Source organism: Pseudomonas kairouanensis (genome assembly GCF_004682055.1).
Classification (GTDB): Bacteria; Pseudomonadota; Gammaproteobacteria; order Pseudomonadales; family Pseudomonadaceae; genus Aquipseudomonas; species Aquipseudomonas kairouanensis.
On record NZ_QUZU01000040.1, the window covers coordinates 18,767 to 38,149 of the forward strand.

The following is a 19,383-nucleotide window of genomic DNA, read 5'->3' on the forward strand; positions in this document are numbered from 1 at the left end:
CCCCGAACCGCGCCCCCAGAGCCCGGCGGGCATCTGCGAAACGCTGCTGCAGTTTTGACCATGGAGTGTCCTATGCGCGCTTTGACGCCGTTGTTGTTGCTCACCCTCAGTACCTACACCTACGCCGATACCCTACCCAGCTTCCTCAATAGCAACGACACCATCCGCACCTTGCCGGTCCCCAACCTGCCCGCCGACGCCTACCGCCCGGTCGCGCCGCAAACCCAGCTGCCCACGCCCGCCGCCACCGAAGCCCAACCGTTGCTGATGGACACCAAAGTCACCATCCGCAAACTGCAGATCGACGGCGGCACGGTGTACCCGCTCAAGGAATTGGCCAAGGCCTTCGAACCCTTGATCGGCCACGAGACCAACCTGGCGCAATTGATCGAAGCCACTCGCAGCATCACCCGACGCTACCAGGAGGACGGCTACCTGCTGTCCTACGCCTTCCTGCCACAACAACAGTTCGAAGGCGGCCTGGTGCAAGTGGTGCTGGTAGAGGGCTATATCCGCGATTACCAAGTGCAAGGCGAGATCGGCTCGGTCTCATCCTACGTCGACAAACTGGCAGAAAAACTCAAGGCTGAACGCCCGCTGACCCGCAAGACCTTCGAGCGCTACACCACCTTGATGAGCGCGATCCCCGGCGTGACCTTGCAGGCCCAGGTACCGCCGCCGGGTACCACCGATGGCGGCACGCACATGCAGATCACCGCCAGCCGCAAACCGTTCACCACCAGCATGAGCCTCACCGAATCCAGCCGGGGCAGCACCCAGGCGCTACTCACCGCCACCAGCAATTCGCAGACGTCCATGGGCGAGCAGCTGAGCATCAGCGGCCTGTTTCCGCCGGGGGATGACAAGGAACATTACTACCGCGCGGCCTACAGCCAATTCATCAATGCCGAAGGCACGCAACTTGTACTCTCCGGTGAACGCTACCGCGCCGATCCCAGCACACGCCTGCAGTTGGGCAACGGCCTTGAGCTCACGCCACACCAGAAAATCGACCGCTACTCCATTGGTGTCACTCACCCCTTTATCGCCTCGCCCAACGAGTCATTGAGCCTGGGCACGCGCGTCTACGCCGTCGACCAGACCAACCGCTACAAACTCGAAGGTTTCCCACAACGCTTCGAACTGGAAACCAACCTGCGTGCCCTGGCGTTCGAGGGCGACTGGCGCAAAGCCGACACCACTCAACTGCGCATCATCAGTGCCGGGGTGTACCAAGGCATCGACGGCATGGGCGCCAAGACCCGCACCGATTTTGGCGGCCTCAAGCCCGACCTGGACTTCTTGCGCGTGCGCCTCTCCGGGGTGCAGAGCAACAAGCTGTTCGACAACTGGCAGGGCGTGCTCTCCGGGGCGTTGTACTGGAGCAACGACAACCTGCCCGACAGCGAACACGCCACCTTCGGCGGGCAGAACTTCGGCCGTGGCTACCCTGATGACCAAGGCACCGGCGACAAAGGCTGGGGCGTGGCCTACGAGGTCAACTACAGCTACAACCGCGCCGGCGAGTGGGTGAGGATCCTGCAACCCTACGTGGTCTTCGACCGCGCCAAGACCTGGTACAACGACCTGCCCGTCAAAGGCAACGACATGTCCTCAGCCGCGGTGGGCCTGCGCTTCGGCGACGCGAAGTACTACAACATTGCGCTGGAAGCGGCCAAGCCGATGTCGGACGTGGCGCTGGACAACTTCGATCGGCGGCCACGCTATTCATTGAGCTTCAGCTACCAGCTGTAGTGCGGGCAACACCGGCCCAATGTGGGTGCTGGCTTGCCTGCACCCACAGCTGATTGCATTTCAATAGGATGGAAGTGGCGCGTCCAACGTCAGTAGCGGGGTTTGGCGAGGGGGAACAGGCTGTTGAGGGTATCGATCAGTCGCACCAGATAGATCGGCTTGCGAAACAGATCGAGCACCTGCAAGCGCAGCATATCGCTCACATCATCCATTTCGGCGTGGCCCGACATCACGATCACCGGCAGGTGCGCACGCGAGGTGTGTTCGCGCAGGCGCTTGATCAACGAGATGCCGCTTTCCTCGGGCATGCGCAGGTCGGTGATGATCAGGGCGATATCCGGGTTGAGTGTCAATTCTTGTAACGCATCGGTTACAGATGAAGCGGTAAAACATACAAATCCCTCGTTTTCGAGGGATTCGGCGAGCTCAATAAGCGCGTCCTCTTCATCGTCCACCAATAGAATTTGTTGGCGGGAAGGCGAAGAGGCGCTCATGACAATACCTGGACGGAGAGAACTTCTGAGAGGGTTTTCCACATTAAATAACAGGCTCTTACGTCGTCATTTTAGTGGCGACACTGTCGAAGATCGACTTGATCTTAGTTCCAAGCCCAGAACCGGCACCGACAATGACCAATGCAACCATCGCCACGATAATTGCGTATTCAATACCCGACGCACCGTCTTTGCGTTGGAAGAATATTTGCGTTTGGACATACAGCTTCAACATCAGATCAAGGAACATAAGACTTCTCCCTAAGAACGCAACTGAAAGCCGGAGGGCTCTAGTACCAGATGATTGCGGCGTGCAACTAGAGCATTGTCAACAAACCCCGGCCTCACAACTGTAATAACGGATTAATCACAAAGTATTAGTCGTAAAGTTGACGCCACAAACCCGCCATCTAAAGGTTGCCATTTATAGTTCAGATAAATTTTTCCCGCGGTAATGGCATTTCGTCCTAGCTGAGCTACCTTCAAATAGCCAAATCGTTAGATGTTCATCACAGCCAAGTTGCGAATTAACTCGTTTGGATTAACGAGCATGTAGTGCAACGGGAAAGGGAGAGCCGTCATGAACAGTCGTCTCAGCATGGTCCTGGCCGGCTTACTGTTGGTCGGAGCGCTGATTGCCGGGTACTGGGGGCTGGTATTGAGTCGTCAACCGGAGCCCGTGGCCGCTCCCGTCGCACCTGTCGTTTCTGTTGAAAATACCGTCGCCGCCGTCGAAGACCAAACCCGCCAACCGGTGGTGGTGCTGGTGCACGATGTCCCGCCTTTTGTCCCGCTGACCGCCGCCGACCTGGCCGTGGAAAAACTGCGCACCGTGCCTGCCGGAAGCCTTAGCCACCTCGACCAGGCCATCGGTCGCATGCCGCTGCGTACCCTTGGCGCCGGCACTTGGCTCACCGAAGAGAGCTTCAGCGGTGGAGGCCCCCTTGCCCGCATGATCCGCCCCGACGAGCGCGCGCTGGCCGTCGCTGTAGACGAAGTGATTGGCGCCGGCGGCCAACTGAGCCCCGGCGACTACGTGGATGTATTGCTGTTCCTGCGCCAGGACGCCCTCAACGCAGAACAATCGGCCCAAATCGTCCTCCCCGCTATGCGCCTGCTCAGCGTCGGCGACCAACTGGGCCTGGACAGCAATGGCCAACCCGCCGTCCCACCGCCGGCCACACCCGAAGAACGCGCAGCCGCCGTTCAACGTCGCGCCGGCGCACGCACCGTGGTGCTGGCCGTGCCGGAGCCTTTGTTAAGTCGCCTGATGCTCGCCACGCAAGCAGGCACCTTGCGCTTGGCCGTACGCAGTGCCGATGAACAATTGCTCAGTCGCTATTGGGCTGGAGAAACCGACGCGCCGGAAAAACTCGCCAGCGCCAACCGCGACCTCTACCAATTTACTCAACTGGCCCTGACCGGCCCGCCGAAAAGAGTTGCGTCTGCCGGTGGCGAGCCAAGCGTGCGCCGAGTCATTGAAGTGATTCGCGGTGCCCAAGCGGCGCCACAAACCCCGTGATTGAGCAAGGATGCCTTGAATGAGCCATCGCTACGCACCCGTGTTCACGCAATTGGCCTGGGCCCTGATGCTGTCGAGCCTGCCTGTGGGCATGGCCCTGGCCGCGCCGGGCAACTGCAGCGCCCTGGGCCAACTGCCCGCCGTGGTCGAGGTGGGAGAAGGCCTGCAACAAGAGCTGCAATCGCCAGTACCGATCACGCGCCTGGCCATCGGCGACCCGAGGATTGCCGATGTGCGGGTCAACGGTGACCGCAATTTCCTGCTGACCGGCGTCTCCACCGGCGCCACCAGCCTGATGGTATGGACTGCCTGCGCCAACGTACCGCGCCAGAGCATGGTATTCGTCAAGGGCAAGGCCACCTCGGCGCTGACCAGCCTGGCGCTATCGCCCTCGGAAGATCCGTTGCTGCCCAGCCAAGTGCAGACCGACGTGCGCTTCGTCGAAGTCAGCCGAACCAAACTCAAGGAGGCCAGCACGTCGTTGTTCGGCCAGGGCGGCAACTTTCTGTTCGGCAGCCCCGGCAACGCCATTTCACCGGTGGCGCCGACCAACAGCTTTCGCGGCCAGGCGGTCACCAATGGGTCGTTCAATATCGGCTTTGGTAGCGGACGCATCTCGGCCATGATCAACGCCCTTGAGCAAAGTGGTTTCGCCTACACCCTGTCGCGGCCCAGCCTCGTGGCCATGAGCGGCCAGAGCGCGACCTTTCTCGCGGGCGGCGAAGTACCGATCCCGGTGCCCAGTTCAGGCAGCGACAGCATCTCCATCGAATACAAAGAATTCGGCATCCGCCTGACCCTCACGCCTACCGTGATCGACCGCAACCGCATCACCCTCAAGGTGGCGCCAGAGGTCAGCGAGTTGGACTACAGCAACGCGGTGCAGATCGAAGGCATCCAGGTGCCTGCTCTGACCGTGCGCCGCACCGACACCAGCGTGTCCCTGGCAGACGGCGAGAGCTTTGTGATCAGCGGCCTGATCAGCACCAATAACCGCTCCACCATCGGCAAGTTTCCGGGGCTGGGTGACATTCCGGTCCTGGGCGCATTTTTTCGTGACTCCACCATCAGCCGTGAAGAAAAAGAACTGCTGATGATCGTCACGCCGCACCTGGTTCAGCCCCTGGCCGCCAATGCCCCACTGCCCTCGCTGCCCGGCGAGAAACTGCGCAGCTACGACCCGAACTGGTACCGCCTGTTCTTCCTGGAGAACGGTAATTTCGACCGCCGCACGGGACTGTCCCAATGAGCGATAGCCTGAGCCAGACCTTTCTGGCAATCACCCGCAACACCACCGATCTGGAGTGGCTCCAAGGTGCCCTTGCACCCCTTGGTCAGGTGGTGAGTGCCGGCACCGGCAGCCTTGATGAATTGTTGGCATTGGTGGACGTGACCTTCGCCAACCTGGTGTTTGTAGGCCTGGACCGTGAAAACGTGGTGGCCCAGAGCGCGCTGATCGAAGGCGCCCTGGAAGCCAAGCCGATGCTCGCCGTGGTCGCCCTGGGCGATGGCATGGACAACCAGTTGGTACTCAATGCCATGCGCGCCGGTGCACGGGATTTTGTCGCCTACGGTTCGCGCTCCAGCGAAGTGGCCGGCCTAGTACGACGCTTGAGCAAGCGCCTGCCGCCGGTGACCAGCAATGCGCAGTTGGGCGGCCTGACCGTGCTGTTTGGCACCCAGAGCAACGCCGATGGCGCGATGCTCGCGACTCACCTGGCGCTGGTGGTGCAAAAGAGCGGCCAGCAAACCCTGTTGCTCGACCTCGGCTTGCCGCGCAGTGACAGCCTTGCCCTGCTGGGCCTGGAAAGCACCTTCAATTTCGGTGACGCACTGCGCCACTTACGCCGCCTCGATGCCACCTTGATCAACAGCGCCTTCACCACAACCGCCGATGGCCTGCGCATCCTGGCGTACGCCACCGGTGACGAACCGCTAAAACTCACCAGCGCCGCCGAACTGTTCATGTTGCTCAGCGCCCTGCGCCAACACTTCCAACACATCGTCGTGAACATCACCGGGCAACCGGATAGCGAAGCATTGCGCACCTTTGTCAGCCACTGCGACAAGCTGTTGTGGTGCGCCGACCAGAACGTCCTGGACTGCCGTCGCAACTTGGCGGTGCTCAATCGTTGGCGCGACAAAGGCATGAAACTCGACCACGCCAAACTGGTGGTGGATCGCTATATCAAATCCTGTGCACCCGACACCGAAGCCCTAGAAAAAAGCTTTGGCCTGGAGTGCGTCGCGGTCCTGCCCCTGAGCGCCGAACTGCGCCTGAACGTGAAAAATCAGGGCCAGACCCTGTTTGCACTGGCCCCCCGTGAGCCCCTGACCCAAGCCGTGCGGACCTTGGGCGAGCGCCTGGCAAAACGTTCCGAAGGCCTGGAAAAACCCTCGATGCGCTGGTTCGAGCGGCTCCTGGGGTCGGGACGATGAACGGCGAAAAGCTGTTTGGCGGCCCGGCCCGTACCGTCAATGGCAACAGCGACCACGATGGCCTGAAACTGGTGCTGCACCGCTACATCATCGATGCCATCGAGGAATCGGGCAAAAACCTGCTGGAAGGCACGCGCCAGTCCCTGGCGCAATTTGTCATCGACAAAGTCTCCGAATACATCACCCGCATGCGCCTGGCGATCTCGCGTTATGAAATGGAACGCCTGGCTGAAGAGATCGTCGATGAGCTCACCGGTTTCGGCCCGCTGGAAGTGCTGCTGCGCGACCCCTCGGTGACGGAAATTCTGGTCAACGGCCCGCACCGGGTGTTTATCGAGCGCGATGGCCTGCTGCACCAAAGTGACCTGCGGTTTATCGACGATCACCACGTGGAGCGCGTGATGCAACGCATCCTTGCGCCCCTGGGGCGGCGCTTGGATGAGTCGTCGCCCATGGTGGATGCGCGCCTGCCCGACGGCAGCCGAGTCAACGCGATCATCCCGCCCATTGCCCTGGACGGGCCGTGCCTGTCGATCCGGAAATTTCGCAAGGACATGCTTAAGAGCAGCGACCTGGTGGCCATGCAGACCATCGACCAAAGCATTTTCGAGTTTTTCCAGGAGGCGGTGGGCAAGCGCTGCAACATCCTGATCAGCGGCGGTACGGGCACGGGCAAAACCACCTTGCTCAATATTCTCAGCCAGTTGATCAACCCCCATGAACGGCTGGTGACCATCGAAGACGTGGCCGAACTGCAACTGGGCCACCCCCACGTGGTGCGCTTGGAAACCCGCCCGCCCAATGCCGAGGGCCATGGTGAGGTCAAGTCCAGCGACCTGATTCGCAACGCCCTGCGGATGCGCCCCGACCGCATCATCCTCGGGGAAATCCGTGGCGTGGAAGTGCTCGATGTGATGACAGCCATGAACACCGGCCACGATGGCTCCATGAGTACCGTGCACGCCAACAACGCCCAAGATGCGTTGCTGCGCCTGGAAACCCTGGTGGGCCTGACCGGCCGTGTGATCGCGGAGAAAACCCTGCGCCAGATGATCTGCGCCGCGCTGGACGTGATCATTCAACTGACGCGCATGCCCGATGGCCGCCGCTGTGTGAGTGAAGTGGTGGAGGTGGTGGGCATACGCGACGACGTGTATGTCACCAATACCCTGTTCCGGCTCGACCGACGCACCGGCTTCGGGTTCCTGCGCGAGGCCATCAACCCTGCCGGCGATAAGCTGCGCCGTGAATCGGCCTTGCAGTCATAGGGAGCGTCGCATGACTGGACCTGTGTTGATGCTTGTCTGCCTGCTGCTGATCGGCCTGTCGCTCTGGCTGTTTCACAACGGCCTGCGCAAGGCCCAGACCGACCGCGTGCTGGAGCGCCTCGGCGACGGTCAACCCGAGGTTCAGGAAGCCAGCACCACCTGGGCGGGTCTGGAACGCATGTTTTTGCGTGCGGGCCTGGGTAAACCCACAGAGCGCCTGGGCCTGTGGTTCAGTGGCTGGGCTGTCAGCGTACTGCTGGGCTACCTGGTCGCCGACGGCGTGGGCCTACTGATGATGCTGGTGGGGCCACCCCTGGTTTTACGCCTGTTTATCGCGTGGCGTTATCAGCTCCGGGTACAGCGCATGGTCGAACAACTGCCACAGTTGTTGGACCACAGCGTGCGCAGCCTCAAGTCCGGCAGAACCTTGGCTGACGCCGTATTGGGCGGTATCGAAAGTGTTGAAGACCCCCTCAAGGAAGCCATGGGCCGCGTGCAACGCAACGTGCGCATGGGGGTCAGCCTGCCGGATTCGGCCAGCGACTTCGCCGAATTCTACGAACAGGACGAATTTCGCCTGTTTGCCCTTGGCCTGAAGGTGAACCATCGCTACGGCGGCAACGCCAGCGAGCTGCTGGAAAACCTGATCAAAATGATTCGCGAGCGGGAACAAGGCGCACGCCAACTAAAGGCCATGACCGGCGAAACGCGCATGACCGCCTATGTGCTGGGCGGGCTGCCCATCTTGATCGTGGGTTACTTCATGCTGGTCAACCCCGGTTACCTGATGACCATGTGGAACGATGACACCGGGCGCTACATGCTATTCGCGGCACTGGCAATGGACCTGGGCGGCACGTTCATCATGTGGCGCATGCTGAGGAGTGTCTGAGATGGCTGTTCTAGTCAGTGCCCTGTTATTGCTCGCCGCTGCGATATTGGTGGGCGGCCAGCTACTTGAGCATCGCCGTCGCAAGCGGCGGATCTCCGAGCGGTTGCAAGGGCATATGGCCAGCGATGACAAGTTCGGCACGTTCATGCGTCAACTGGGTGGTAGCAGCCTGGCCCAGCGCTCGGTCAGCCTGGACAACGAAACCCAGATCCTGCTTAACCGGGTCGGCTGGCGCAAAGCCAGCCAGCGCTCGCTGTTTGCCGCCATTCAGTTGGGTTTGCCCATTGTGCTGCTGGGGGTGACCATCCTGGGGCAACGCATATTGTTCCCCCATGTGGAACCTGCCTGGATCGCCCCGATGATGGCGCTCGGCATCGGCTACCTGCTCCCCAAACGCGTGCTTGCTGCTGCCGCCAAACACCGCCAGCAAAGCATCGCCAAGGAAATTTCAACCTTCATTCCGCTGCTGCGCATCCTGTTTGAGTCGGGCATGGCGGTTGAACAGTCACTGCGCGTGCTGGGCAACGAAGCCCAGCGCTTGCTTCCCCACCTGACCCACGAGCTGCGCCTGATCCTGGTGCGGGTCGACTCCGGGCTGGAACTGGGCGAAGAGCTGGGCAAGACGGCCCGGTTGCTGGAAGTGGATGAGTTCACCGACACCTGCATCATTCTCCAGCAGCTGATCCTGCAGGGGGGAGGCGCGATGAAATCCTTACTGGCCCTCAAGCAATTGCTCGACGACCGGCGCTTGACCCGCTTGCAGGAATACATCTCAAAGATGTCGGCAAAAATGTCGGTGGTGATGATGGTTTTTCTGTTTCCAGCGTTGCTGATCGTACTGGGTGGCCCGGCCTTTATTGGCATCGCCCGTGCCTTGAGCCATTTTTAAGGAGAGATTGATGAAAGCACTGATTGCCGGCCTGGCCCTGCTGATGCTCGGCGGGTGCGCCACCAACGGCCAATCGCCCTGGGCATCGTTCGGCACGCCAGGCAGTTGTTCCAAGCCCAGCTCAGACCAGGAACTGGCGCTAAGCCTGGCCGACGACATGGCCAACGAAGGCAAGCTGCACGCCAGCCTGGCCAACCTGCAAAACCTGCCGGATTCCCTGCCCCAAGTGCGCCAGCGCAAGGCCCGCGCCTATCGGTTGCTGGGACGCAGCGAGGCCGAGCCGTTGTACCGCAGCCTATTGGGCACCTGCATGACTGCCGAAGGCGAACACGGCCTGGGCCAACTGGCAGCGGCCAAGGGTGACAACGGCCAGGCCATTGCTCATATGCAACGTGCGGCGCAGTTGGCACCCACCGATGAAAAAATCCGTAATGACCTGGGTGTGGTGTACCTCAATCAACGGCGCCTGGAAGAAGCCCGCTTCGAGTTCATGACCGCCATCGAGCTTAAGCAGAGCGACCCATTGGCCGCCATCAACCTGGTGACCTTGCTGATCTATCAGGACGATTGGAGTCAGGCGGCCAAAGTGGTCAGCCAATTGGGCCTGAGCCCCGCGCAAGTGACCGATGCCCAGTCACGTGCGGCGCAACTCAAGAACACGAGAACAGCAACGCACAAAGTTGCGGCGGTCAGCGATGCCCTGCCACTGACCCTCAAATAAGGAGTCGCCTATGAAAGCCCATTACTTTGTTTGCCTGGCGCTGCTGCCGCTGGCGGCATCGGCCATCGAGCCCGGGCCTTCGTCCCCGCAGCAGGCCGAAACGGAAAACTGGCTGACCATGCAGATTGATGGGCGTGCAGCGTCAGCAACGCCACAACGCACGACCCCCGCAGAGCGGGAGCAGGCCTTGCAGCGCTGGCTGGACAGCAATAAGTATCCGATTCCGCAGTACTTCGAGCAGACGGGAGGCGGCGGGTCTAAAGGCGGCAGCAGCAGCCGCAGCAACTAGTGCGCAGTCACCCGCTGGCGCATCGCTGAATTGCTCGGCGACAGCGCCAGCGCCAGTTGGGTGCGGTTGTGCATATGGGTCAGGCGCAGCACCTGGGACACATACAGTTTGACCGTGTTCTCGGTAATCCCCAACTCACAGGCGATCTGGTAGTTGGTCTGGCCCTTGCCGACTAGGCGTGCCACGTCCAACTGACGGGGCGACAGTTGGTTGAAAATGGTCGGTATTTCCACCGGCCCCACCTCTTGCGCCGAAAATTCGCCATCGTCTGCCAGCCCGGTGTTCGGGCTGCGGCGCACCTTGTCGAGGTCCTGATACAGGTCATTGATGGATTCGGAGAGGTATTGCAGCTTCTGGTTCAGGTGCCCCAGTTGTAGCTCTTTTTGCCGCTCTTCAAGTGCCGCTTCCTGACGCTGCAGGCCTTCGAGCAATTCGTCGAGGTTGATGGGCTTCTGGTAGTAATCCGAGATCCCTGCACGCAGGGCCTTGATCACATCCTGCTTGTCGGCACGGCCCGTCAACATGATCGCCTCGAACGCCCGCTGCTTGCCCGCGATTTTCTGCATGGCCTGCACCAGTTCGATGCCGTCCATGTCCGGCATATGTAGGTCGCACAGCACTAGGCCAATCTCAGTGTCTTCACTGAAGCGCTGCAAGGCATACCGGCTGGATTCGCACGGGACACAGCGATAACCGCTGCTTTCGAGAAATTCGCAAAGCTCTTCCACGATCAAGGGTTGATCGTCGACCACGAGTACTTTCACCGCTGATGTAAGCTTGTTCACGCGCTACTCCATGCCTGGCAAGCCAAAAGTTTGACCGATCCTTTTCGACGAAGAATCCTACACATATCTCCAATAAACGTAGACCTACTTTCCGACTATGTACATAGCGATAGAGGCCTTGTGCGACTAATGGATCCAAAGCCAGTAGAGCGCAAACCCTGTCAATACAAACGGTGCGAAAGGCTGTTTCGTTGACGCTTTTGCCAGAGGTGCCCTACGACGCTTGCTAAGCCATTGACTAATAAGTAACCAGGCCCCTTGTGTCACCGCAGCGCCGATCAGCGACCACAACAAATAGTCGGCGGTGGTGGCCAACGCCAGCGCGGCCATCAGTTTCACATCCCCCGCACCAAAGCGCCCCAGCGCATAACCCGGCAGGGTCAACAGCAACGCCAGGGCAAAGGCCCAGCCGCCCTCGCCGGCCGGCGCGCCCAGCCATGTGGTGCCCGTCCACAGCAGGTAGATCAACGCCAACAACGCCCCCCCCAGGGTCAAGGCATTGGCGATTTGCCGTTGACGACTATCCTGCACCGCACAGAGCCCCAGCCAGAGCAACAAAACCACGCCATGGATCACGTAAAAAACATCCCTTTTTGCTGAATGATTCTATGCTGATATCAAGTAGTAGCCGTCAGGGTAGACGTAGTCATGAAAACAGGCCTCCCTAGAAAGCAAAAAGGTGCTGCGGCGATTGAGTTCGCCTTGGTGTTCGGCATCTTTTTCGCCGTGTTCTACGGGTTGATCAGCTATAGCCTGCCGCTGTTGTTGATGCAGTCGTTCAACCAAGCGGCCGCAGAGGCTGTGCGCCAGGCCATGGCGGTTGACCCGATTGCCGCAGGCAACAATTACGCGACCCAGGTCACTGATCGCGCCAAAAACACCGTGATCACTCAGTTGAACTGGATCCCGCCCAGCTTTCAGTTTTCCTCCGACTACATCAGCGCCACCTACGTAGGCACTCCCCTCACCCTGACAGTGACGATCACCTACCCCACCAGCAAAATTTACTCGGTGTTTCCGGCGCTGGTGGTGCCCGGCGTCGGCACCGTACCGAACCTGCCGACCAACCTCACCGCCCGTTCGAGCCTTCAGTTTTGACCTCGGGGGATAACCTCTTCGGGCGCCTGTTGGGTCGCTCCAGCGCGCTGACCCTCGATACGCCGATCGCGCACCCTACCGGGCTGCAGCTGCAACTGGATCATCAGGGCCATGTGCTGACGGTCAATGGCACCCTGCGCTCGCAGTTGGCCGCACACGCCTTGGGCGACGCCAGGCCACTGCTACGGGAACTGCTGTGCGCCAGCAGCGCCCTGAGCATCGAAGGCTCACCTGCTGACTGGCAGCGTCAAACCCTGGACCTGGATTTTCAGGGCACTGCTGACATGGTCTTGCACACACGCGGCTGGATAGAGCCCGACGGTGACGGCTGGAGCCTGCGCCTGCTTGACGTCGGCGACTTGCTCGCGGGCCGCCAATTGGCCCAGCAACGCGATCACAATTACGTGATGGCCTGCCAGATGAGCGAACAGTTGCGGGTCTGCAGCCTGGCCCGCTTGCCCGAAGTGTTCAGCGAGCACCTGCGCAGCTTGGCCCAGCAGTGGCACATTCCCTGCGTGGCCATGGCCTTGCTGGATGAAGAAGACCAGGGCTGGCGGATCTACAGCCAATACGCCGCCCATGACGCGCCAGCCTTGTGGCAAACCGACCAGCACCTGGGGATCAGCCTGGACAGCGCCAACGGCAACGCACCGCTGAGCTTGGCCCAAGGGCGCAGTGACAACCCGCCCTTACACAGCATCTTCGGCAATACCGATGGCTTCCTGGTGCCGTACCGTGACAGCCAGGGCGTCGCCGCCTGGTTACTCTGCGGCCTCTACAACAGCCAGCCACACACCAGTGACCGCGACTGGCTGAACCTCACCGCCGCCCTCGCCGCGCCGCTGCTCAGTCGCCTGCGGGAACAGCGTCATCACCAGCAACTGGAACGGGTCGAAGCCTTGCAAGGCTTGCTCGGCACCGGCTGGTGGGAGTTGCTGCCGGCCACCCAGCAGATCCAGTTGGCCCCGCAGTTACTGCACAGCCTGGGCCAGGAAGACGGCGCCACCCGCCAGGGGTTGGATGCCTGGTTGGAACTGATCCACCCCGCCGACCGCCAGGAACTCAACAGCCGTCTGCAAGACCTGCAAGCCCTGGGCAAGCCCCTGCTGGCCAGCGTGCGCCTGCAACGCAGCGATACCGACCACACGCCCATCTGGTACCGCGTACAGGGCCAAGTGCTGGGCGCGGGTGACAACCGCCGCTGGATCGGCTTCATGCTCGACATCAGCGACATCAAGAACCAGCAACTGCAAGCCGCCGCCGCCCATGCGCGCCTGGACAACCTGATCGCCAGCTCACCGGCGGTGATCTATGTACAACGCTACATCAACGGCGCCCTGCATCCGGCGTTTTTCAGCGACAGCCTGCTGCCGCTCCTGGGCTGGACCCTGGCCGACTGCGACCACACCAGCCTGGTCTCACTGATCCACCCCGAAGACCGCGATCTTTACTTTGAACGCACCCGCCAACTGCTGCGCGAAGGCACCGTGCGCAGCCGCTATCGTCTGCGCGACAAACAGGGCCATTACCATTGGCTGCTGGACGAGGCCAAGCTGTTGCGCGACGACCTGGGCCTGCCCGTGGAAGCGGTGGGCCTGTGGCTGGATGTCACCGACGCCACTCTGGCGGCCGAGCACATCAGGCAGAGTGAAGAACGCTACCGCATCCTGGTGGAAGACTCGCCAGCGATGATCTGCCGCTACCAACCGGACCTCACCCTGACCTTTGGCAACACGCCACTGGCCAATTACCTGGAATGCATGCCCAGCCAACTCCCAGGCCTGAACCTGGGCAATTGGCTGTCGGACGAACAGCGCCAGGCCTTTGTACAACGCATCAGCCAGTTGACGGCGGAATTCCCCGTGAGTACGGCCGAAATCAGCCTGCAACTGCCTGGGCGCGAGCATGCCTGGTGGGTGTGGTCGGATCGCGGTGTATTCGATGAACACGGCGCGCTGGTGGAAGTGCAGGCCGTGGGCCGCGACAACACCGACGTGCGCCGTTCCCAGCAACAACTGACCCAAAGTGCCAAGATGGCCACTTTGGGGGAGATGGCCACCGGCCTGGCCCACGAAATCAATCAGCCGCTGAACGTGATGCACATGGCCGTCGTCAATGTGCTCAAGCGCTTGAGTAGCGGTGATGTGCAGATCGACTACCTCACCGAAAAACTCCAACGCATCGACGCCCAGGTACAACGCGCCGCCCGTGTGGTGGACCACATGCGCGTATTCGGGCGCCGCTCGGAGATCGAGCAACAACCCTTCGACCCGGCGCAGGCGCTGGAAGGTACGTTGTCATTGCTCGGCGAAGGGCTACGGGGCAAGGGCGTGGAGATGCGCATCACCCCGGCGGATTGTGGGGTGCAGGTCAACGGCTACGTCGATCAACTGGAGCAAGTGCTGATCAACCTGATGGTCAATGCCCGGGATGCCTTGCTGGGCAAGCGCGGCAAAGACCCACAGTTCCGCCCGTGGATCGCCGTGCACTGCGAACACGACAGCCGTCATGTGCGCATCTGGGTCGAAGACAACGGCGGCGGCATCGACCCTCGATTGCTGGAGCGGATTTTCGAGCCGTTCTTCACCACCAAGCCCATTGGCGTGGGCACGGGGCTGGGGTTATCGGTCAGCTATGGCATCGTGGAAAACATGGGCGGGCGCTTGAGCGTCGCCAATGGCGAGGAAGGCGCAAAGTTCTGTATTGAGTTACCAGTGCTTTAGATCACCAAATACGCACGGCCCATATGGCAACTGAGGTTGGCGCCCACATCGGCATTGCCCAGGCTGATGCCCAGTGCCTTCAAGAGCGTATTGACGATGGGGTCCAGGATCGGCGATAGCAGCCCCTGGATGGCCCCCACCAGGATGTTGGTGATCGTGGTCAAAAAGCCCGCGACACCCGCCAGCGAGCCACTGGAAACCGACCCGCTGGGCGGTGCATAAGTCACTTGAAGACCACTCAGCGTACCGCTCAGGCTGGCAATGATATCGGCGCTGCCCGGCAGGGTTCGGTAGGTCGGCGCCAGGTTCATTTCGTTGGGCAGGTAGTTGGGGGCCGCGTAGAGCAAGGTGCCCGTCTGCGCACCAATGGTGGACTGGGCTTTCAACATCAGACCACCGCCCACATTGGGCGTGCGTTGACCGCAAAGGATGATGAGCGTGCAATGCCGGGAGCCAATATCGATCAGGCGGATGGGCTGCACCGAAACCGCCGCCGACGACGAGAACGCCGACGTCCCATCGATACTACCCACCGTGAGCGTCGCCACGGTGGTGGTGGCCTGCACGGTCAGCGACTTGGTGGCCGTACTCACGCAACTGAAATCAGTGACATGGCTTTCTGCCCCCCCGGCTTCGATCAGGATATCGAGCTTGGTCGCGATCTGGATATCCGTGGAATCACACACCACCGCGCACAGCACTGAACTCACCACACCGGCGAGGTTAAGGTGCAGTAGGTTATTGACCACACCGGCGACGGGCGTCCCCAGGCTGGTGACTGCCGACGCCAGCGCAGACACGGTGTTCAGCACAGGTATATCGACCGATATCAAGGTTCTAACTTGGGCTGTGCGCACAAATATTTGGTCGGTCGCCGGGGTGTTCTTCAACCCGGCCTTCGCCTTCTCCGGGTTACCAATGGCCGACAACTGGGGCGCCTCGATCACTTTGGTCTGGATCGCCACGCTGCCCAGCAACGGCAGGTTGACCTGCACTGCGGCACTCACGGCGCTCTTGTTACTCGACAGTTGCGCCACCCCTTGCAGCAAGCCAAACAACTGCACATTGGTATTCAATGCAGCGGCAGGTGTACCCGTGGCCAAATTCAGCAGGTCGCCGACTTTCAGCAATTGGGTATTGGGCGCGATTGCGCTCAACGAAATCGCATCAGTGATGACGCTGACTGCCGCGCCGCTTTTTTGCAGCACCTTCACCGAGGCATCAATCAACTCACGGGCGGATACGGCGGTGTTCAACAGCGCGTCGTAATCCCCCGCCTTCACGTTCAGTTGCACCGCCAATTGGTCCAGATAACTGAGCAGGTTCACGTTGGTGTTCAGCAATCCATTCCACCCGGCGGCCGTGAGCGACAGGCTGCCACCGAGCAAACCGCCAAGTGTGGCGTTGAGCAACGCAGACTTTGAGGAGTCGAGAGTGGCCAGGTTGCTGCGAATCGTCAGTTGCGCCACCGGCGGCGCGTTGGCGGCCACCGCAGTGGCGCTCAGAGTGGTTTGCGAGGAAAGCGGCGTGCCGCCGAACATATTCCAGATACCACTGGCGATGCTGGACATCACGCTGCGGGTGGCGACCACGCGTACGGCGTCGCTTTTGGTCGCGTCAGCGGTAAATACGCGGACATTACTGGCATTGGTTGCCAGGGCGCCGCAGGTCACGGCCAGGCCACGGCTGGTATCGCCAGCAACCACGGTGAAGCCGTTGCGCGTGGCGTTTTCCTTGGCGTAGTCGTTGGCGGTGGTGGTCGGGGTGCACAGGCCGCCGCGACCGGCGGCTTCCAGCGCAGCGGTGTCGGCGATGGATTGCAATTTGCGCTTTTCCAGGTACAGGCGACCGCTGTCCACCGCCAGCAACATGAACACCAGGGCCATTGCCAGCGTACCTGCCGCCATCAAGCCAATCGCACCGCGTTGCCTGGAACGAAGTCGGAAAGACATCGAGCACTCCTTAGCGCTTACTCTCCGTGGGTGAGTTGGAGTGTAGACAAGGCTTGGCGGGGGGTCAGGATTTTGTGCCTGCATAGGACAAATGTAGGAGGGGACTTGCCCCCTCCCACATTTGCCCTGCGTTGGTCCCTAGCGAGGGGGGTAGCTGGAGAGGATGCGAGTAACCGTGGTGCGAATGGCATTGCTGCGATCCTGCGGGTTCGGCGTGCTGCTCATCATTTGCTCGTCACTGCCGCGCCACACCAGCTTGCCGTCCTTGCCGTCGAGCAGGTCGATCTGGATGGTCGCCACTTTGTAGGTGATGTTGCGCGTCTCGTTGTACATCGGCGCGCCCCAATAGCCGTTCCACGGGCCGCCCCAGGCGCCGCCGTAGTTGGTGGTGACTTGCTGCTGGCGGTCTTCGACGATCAGGTAGGCCTGTACGTTCAGGTCAGCCTTGGTGCCGGCGGCAGCCGGGCGCAGGCCGCGTTGGTCGAGTTGCTCGCCCACCGCCTGGCGGATGCGTTGTTCGGTGAGGTCGCTCTTGATCCGCGGGTCATCGGGGCGGTATTGCAGGGCCGGGTCTTTCCAGGCCCAGTTGCGGTACGCGCCAAAATCGCGGCTGGCGTCAAAATCGTGGTTGACCTGGCTGGTCTGGCAACCGCCCAGCAGCACTACAAGAGCAAGGGTTGCGATACGACGGAACATGGTTTTTCTCCATAAAGCGAACAGCGCTGAGATGAGAATAGCGGTTAACTGGGCGGATAAGCGCTCATCGCCTTCTGTACCGCCTTGCGCAACCCATCGGCGCGCTCGCTGAGGCTGCCCTGGCTGGCGGTTTCGGCGCTGGTGCTCCACACCGGCTGGCCGCTGCGGGCATCGAACAGGTCGACCCGCACCACCGCCACCGTCACTTCATAGGTGCGTGCGATCGGCACCGAGTTGTACATGCCATAACCATTGCCATAACGGTTGTAGCCGCCGTAACCGTAGCCGTAGTCGTCCTGGACTTGCTTGAGACGCTTCTCCAGGCGCACATCGGCGCTCACCAGCAAGTCGGGTGGGCGGTTGTCGTGCAGGGGGCGCAAGCCGCGCTGGTCGAGGGCGCCGCTGACCGCTTCGGCGATCTGCGCCGAATCGGCCCAGGCCGAGCCCGCAGGCAGTTGGCCGTTGCGCCAGGCCCAATTGCGGTAGGCACCGTAGTCGCGCACCGGCGCGGGGTAAGCGCTGGCATCGAAGGTGCTGGCCGCCTGGGCGGGCGCCGGCGGGATCGGCGCCGAAGCGGCTACATAAGGATTGGGGCTGGAGCAAGCCGCCAGCCCGAGGGACAACAGGATCAAACAGAGACGACGCATTTCGACCTCCGCAGACTGGGCCGCTTAAACCGGACGGCAGATCCAGTGCAAATAACGCCCAAGTCCGGCAAAGCTTGGGTGACGACGGTGAGCGAGCTCCATCTCCAACAAATCCTGTAGATCGGCGCGGGCCTGGAACTCCACCGGCATATAGTCGTGGAAGACGCGCACGCCACTTTGGCTTTCGACCTGCCAAAGCCCTTCGAGTTGCGCCGCCAGCTCCCGAGGGTCCAGCGGTTGTTGCGGGGTGAGGCTTTGTTTTTCGCCGGCCATGTCGTTCTTGCGCATTTTGCGAAAGTGGCCCTTGAGCAGATTACGGTAGATCAGCGCATCGCGGTTGTAGAACGCCAGGGACAACCAGCCGCCGGGCACCGTGAGCTGGTGCAGCACCGGCAGGATCGCGTGGGGTTCGGCCAGCCATTCCAGCACGGCGTGGCACAGCACCAGGTCGTAGGGCTCGGTGAGTTGGCCGAGCAGGTCTTGCCAGGGCGCATGGATAAAGGTCGCGGTTTGCCCGGCGTCAGCGAAACGCTGGCGCGCGCCTTCGAGCATCGGCTCGGCAGGTTCAGCCAGGGTCACTTGATGGCCCTGCTGCGCCAGCCACAACGACATATGGCCCAGGCCCGCACCGATATCCAGCACCCGCAACGGGCGTTGGGGCAGCGCCTCGGTGAGATCGGCCTGCAGCACCGCCAGGCGGATCGCGCCTTTGGCACCGCCGTAGATTTTTTCGGCAAAGCGCGTGGCCAGTTGGTCGAAATGACGGTCACTCATGGGCAAACCGCCGTTCGCTGTCGGCCAACTTGGCGCGCACCACCTCGTTCATGTCCAGGCCCAGCTCACTGCACAGCAACAGCAGGTACAGCACGATATCGCCGACTTCCTGCCCGGCATGGGCGAGCTTGTCGGCGGGCAACTGGCGGGATTGGTCTTCGGTAAGCCATTGGAAGATTTCCACCAGCTCGGCCATTTCCACGCTGGCAGCCATGGCCAGGTTTTTCGGGCTGTGGAACTGCTTCCAGTCGTTGTTATCGCGGATGCGGTGCAGGCGTTCGGTGAGGTGTTCGAGGTTCATGCGTGGGGCTCCTGAAGGTGAGTAGCTTCGGGGGGATTGGGCTTGAAGGCAAGCGTCCGTAGTGCGGATGCGTAGGAGCGAGCTTGCTCGCGAAAAAACGTCAACGATAACGCAGCGTTTCAGGTCGTCCGCGGTGCC

Annotated in this window: 20 protein-coding genes; 11 read left to right on the forward strand and 9 right to left on the reverse strand. The window is 61.3% G+C overall.

All coding sequences use genetic code 11. From position 1 onward, the window contains the following. The first annotated feature begins 72 nt into the window (after nucleotides 1-72). Nucleotides 73-1,755 carry a ShlB/FhaC/HecB family hemolysin secretion/activation protein gene (locus tag DYL59_RS24680; RefSeq protein ID WP_135291527.1) on the forward strand — a complete coding sequence of 561 codons (1,683 nt, stop codon included), beginning with the start codon at nucleotides 73-75 and terminating at the stop codon, nucleotides 1,753-1,755. A gap of 89 nt (nucleotides 1,756-1,844) precedes the next feature. Here the strand turns inward: DYL59_RS24680 and DYL59_RS24685 are convergent, their stop codons facing one another. Both DYL59_RS24685 and DYL59_RS24690 read right to left on the reverse strand, forming a co-directional pair. Beyond that, nucleotides 1,845-2,249 carry a response regulator gene (locus DYL59_RS24685; protein ID WP_135291528.1) on the reverse strand — a complete coding sequence of 135 codons (405 nt, stop codon included), beginning with the start codon at nucleotides 2,247-2,249 and terminating at the stop codon, nucleotides 1,845-1,847. 58 nt (nucleotides 2,250-2,307) lie between these two features. Further along, complete coding sequence (locus tag DYL59_RS24690; RefSeq protein WP_135291529.1) at nucleotides 2,308-2,499, reverse strand: Flp family type IVb pilin; 192 nt, start codon at nucleotides 2,497-2,499, stop codon at nucleotides 2,308-2,310. Nucleotides 2,500-2,829: 330 nt separating this feature from the next. Between DYL59_RS24690 and cpaB the strand changes: the two genes are divergently transcribed. Genes cpaB through DYL59_RS24730 form a run of 8 tightly spaced genes read left to right on the forward strand, consistent with a single transcriptional unit; the run spans nucleotide 2,830 to nucleotide 10,269 of the window. Then, the gene (cpaB, locus tag DYL59_RS24695; protein ID WP_135291530.1) at nucleotides 2,830-3,771 is read left to right on the forward strand and encodes a Flp pilus assembly protein CpaB; all 942 of its coding nucleotides are present in this window, start codon (nucleotides 2,830-2,832) and stop codon (nucleotides 3,769-3,771) included. A 19-nt stretch (nucleotides 3,772-3,790) separates the two neighbouring features. Further along, on the forward strand, nucleotides 3,791-5,020 hold the full coding sequence (locus DYL59_RS24700; RefSeq protein ID WP_135291531.1) for a type II and III secretion system protein family protein: 1,230 nt from the start codon (nucleotides 3,791-3,793) through the stop codon (nucleotides 5,018-5,020). Beyond that, nucleotides 5,017-6,210, forward strand: a complete 1,194-nt coding sequence (locus DYL59_RS24705) for a CpaE/TadZ family protein (RefSeq protein WP_135291532.1) — start codon at nucleotides 5,017-5,019, stop codon at nucleotides 6,208-6,210. The genes DYL59_RS24700 and DYL59_RS24705 overlap by 4 nt, the downstream gene beginning before the upstream one ends. Next, entirely contained in the window at nucleotides 6,207-7,478 is a 1,272-nt protein-coding gene (locus DYL59_RS24710) for a TadA family conjugal transfer-associated ATPase (protein WP_135291533.1), read from the forward strand. The genes DYL59_RS24705 and DYL59_RS24710 overlap by 4 nt, the downstream gene beginning before the upstream one ends. A gap of 10 nt (nucleotides 7,479-7,488) precedes the next feature. Beyond that, on the forward strand, nucleotides 7,489-8,370 hold the full coding sequence (locus DYL59_RS24715) for a type II secretion system F family protein (RefSeq protein ID WP_135291534.1): 882 nt from the start codon (nucleotides 7,489-7,491) through the stop codon (nucleotides 8,368-8,370). A gap of 1 nt (nucleotide 8,371) precedes the next feature. Continuing rightward, nucleotides 8,372-9,259 carry a type II secretion system F family protein gene (locus DYL59_RS24720; protein WP_135291535.1) on the forward strand — a complete coding sequence of 296 codons (888 nt, stop codon included), beginning with the start codon at nucleotides 8,372-8,374 and terminating at the stop codon, nucleotides 9,257-9,259. A gap of 10 nt (nucleotides 9,260-9,269) precedes the next feature. Continuing rightward, complete coding sequence (locus tag DYL59_RS24725; RefSeq protein WP_135291536.1) at nucleotides 9,270-9,980, forward strand: tetratricopeptide repeat protein; 711 nt, start codon at nucleotides 9,270-9,272, stop codon at nucleotides 9,978-9,980. A 10-nt stretch (nucleotides 9,981-9,990) separates the two neighbouring features. Further along, a complete protein-coding gene (locus tag DYL59_RS24730; protein WP_135291537.1) occupies nucleotides 9,991-10,269 on the forward strand; it encodes a DUF3613 domain-containing protein in 279 nt (92 codons plus the stop codon). Here DYL59_RS24730 and DYL59_RS24735 read toward each other — a convergent pair. Further along, nucleotides 10,266-11,054 (reverse strand): response regulator transcription factor, encoded by a 789-nt coding sequence (locus DYL59_RS24735; RefSeq protein ID WP_135291538.1) that lies wholly within the window; start codon nucleotides 11,052-11,054, stop codon nucleotides 10,266-10,268. The genes DYL59_RS24730 and DYL59_RS24735 overlap by 4 nt on opposite strands. 126 nt (nucleotides 11,055-11,180) lie before the next feature. Continuing rightward, the gene (locus DYL59_RS24740; protein ID WP_135291539.1) at nucleotides 11,181-11,630 is read right to left on the reverse strand and encodes a prepilin peptidase; all 450 of its coding nucleotides are present in this window, start codon (nucleotides 11,628-11,630) and stop codon (nucleotides 11,181-11,183) included. A 72-nt stretch (nucleotides 11,631-11,702) separates the two neighbouring features. Between DYL59_RS24740 and DYL59_RS24745 the strand changes: the two genes are divergently transcribed. Next, nucleotides 11,703-12,152, forward strand: coding sequence for a TadE/TadG family type IV pilus assembly protein (locus tag DYL59_RS24745; protein WP_135291540.1), 450 nt, complete (start codon nucleotides 11,703-11,705; stop codon nucleotides 12,150-12,152). After that, nucleotides 12,149-14,875, forward strand: a complete 2,727-nt coding sequence (locus tag DYL59_RS24750) for a PAS domain-containing sensor histidine kinase (protein WP_135291541.1) — start codon at nucleotides 12,149-12,151, stop codon at nucleotides 14,873-14,875. Before DYL59_RS24745 ends, DYL59_RS24750 begins: the two co-directional genes overlap by 4 nt. On the opposite strand, the gene DYL59_RS24755 is transcribed toward DYL59_RS24750, so the two are convergent. The 5 genes from DYL59_RS24755 to DYL59_RS24775 all read right to left on the reverse strand — a co-directional run bounded on the left by DYL59_RS24755 (nucleotide 14,872) and on the right by DYL59_RS24775 (nucleotide 19,245). Beyond that, nucleotides 14,872-16,827, reverse strand: a complete 1,956-nt coding sequence (locus DYL59_RS24755; protein WP_135291542.1) for a pilus assembly protein TadG-related protein — start codon at nucleotides 16,825-16,827, stop codon at nucleotides 14,872-14,874. The genes DYL59_RS24750 and DYL59_RS24755 overlap by 4 nt on opposite strands. Before the next feature lie 138 nt (nucleotides 16,828-16,965). Beyond that, entirely contained in the window at nucleotides 16,966-17,523 is a 558-nt protein-coding gene (locus DYL59_RS24760) for a DUF4136 domain-containing protein (RefSeq protein ID WP_135291543.1), read from the reverse strand. 44 nt (nucleotides 17,524-17,567) lie between these two features. After that, nucleotides 17,568-18,170, reverse strand: a complete 603-nt coding sequence (locus tag DYL59_RS24765) for a DUF4136 domain-containing protein (RefSeq protein WP_135291544.1) — start codon at nucleotides 18,168-18,170, stop codon at nucleotides 17,568-17,570. Nucleotides 18,171-18,194: 24 nt separating this feature from the next. Then, nucleotides 18,195-18,944, reverse strand: a complete 750-nt coding sequence (locus tag DYL59_RS24770; protein WP_135291545.1) for a methyltransferase — start codon at nucleotides 18,942-18,944, stop codon at nucleotides 18,195-18,197. Beyond that, complete coding sequence (locus tag DYL59_RS24775; protein WP_135291546.1) at nucleotides 18,937-19,245, reverse strand: MazG-like family protein; 309 nt, start codon at nucleotides 19,243-19,245, stop codon at nucleotides 18,937-18,939. The genes DYL59_RS24770 and DYL59_RS24775 overlap by 8 nt, the downstream gene beginning before the upstream one ends. Between the last annotated feature and the right edge of the window lie 138 nt (nucleotides 19,246-19,383).

Coding starts and splice junctions, on each gene's coding strand:
- DYL59_RS24680 (WP_135291527.1), top strand. CDS start 73: ATGCGCGCTTTGACGCCGTTGTTGTTGCTCACCCTCAGTACCTACACC.
- DYL59_RS24685 (WP_135291528.1), bottom strand. CDS start 2,249: ATGAGCGCCTCTTCGCCTTCCCGCCAACAAATTCTATTGGTGGACGAT.
- DYL59_RS24690 (WP_135291529.1), bottom strand. CDS start 2,499: ATGTTCCTTGATCTGATGTTGAAGCTGTATGTCCAAACGCAAATATTC.
- cpaB (WP_135291530.1), top strand. CDS start 2,830: ATGAACAGTCGTCTCAGCATGGTCCTGGCCGGCTTACTGTTGGTCGGA.
- DYL59_RS24700 (WP_135291531.1), top strand. CDS start 3,791: ATGAGCCATCGCTACGCACCCGTGTTCACGCAATTGGCCTGGGCCCTG.
- DYL59_RS24705 (WP_135291532.1), top strand. CDS start 5,017: ATGAGCGATAGCCTGAGCCAGACCTTTCTGGCAATCACCCGCAACACC.
- DYL59_RS24710 (WP_135291533.1), top strand. CDS start 6,207: ATGAACGGCGAAAAGCTGTTTGGCGGCCCGGCCCGTACCGTCAATGGC.
- DYL59_RS24715 (WP_135291534.1), top strand. CDS start 7,489: ATGACTGGACCTGTGTTGATGCTTGTCTGCCTGCTGCTGATCGGCCTG.
- DYL59_RS24720 (WP_135291535.1), top strand. CDS start 8,372: ATGGCTGTTCTAGTCAGTGCCCTGTTATTGCTCGCCGCTGCGATATTG.
- DYL59_RS24725 (WP_135291536.1), top strand. CDS start 9,270: ATGAAAGCACTGATTGCCGGCCTGGCCCTGCTGATGCTCGGCGGGTGC.
- DYL59_RS24730 (WP_135291537.1), top strand. CDS start 9,991: ATGAAAGCCCATTACTTTGTTTGCCTGGCGCTGCTGCCGCTGGCGGCA.
- DYL59_RS24745 (WP_135291540.1), top strand. CDS start 11,703: ATGAAAACAGGCCTCCCTAGAAAGCAAAAAGGTGCTGCGGCGATTGAG.
- DYL59_RS24755 (WP_135291542.1), bottom strand. CDS start 16,827: ATGTCTTTCCGACTTCGTTCCAGGCAACGCGGTGCGATTGGCTTGATG.
- DYL59_RS24760 (WP_135291543.1), bottom strand. CDS start 17,523: ATGTTCCGTCGTATCGCAACCCTTGCTCTTGTAGTGCTGCTGGGCGGT.
- DYL59_RS24765 (WP_135291544.1), bottom strand. CDS start 18,170: ATGCGTCGTCTCTGTTTGATCCTGTTGTCCCTCGGGCTGGCGGCTTGC.
- DYL59_RS24770 (WP_135291545.1), bottom strand. CDS start 18,944: ATGAGTGACCGTCATTTCGACCAACTGGCCACGCGCTTTGCCGAAAAA.
- DYL59_RS24775 (WP_135291546.1), bottom strand. CDS start 19,245: ATGAACCTCGAACACCTCACCGAACGCCTGCACCGCATCCGCGATAAC.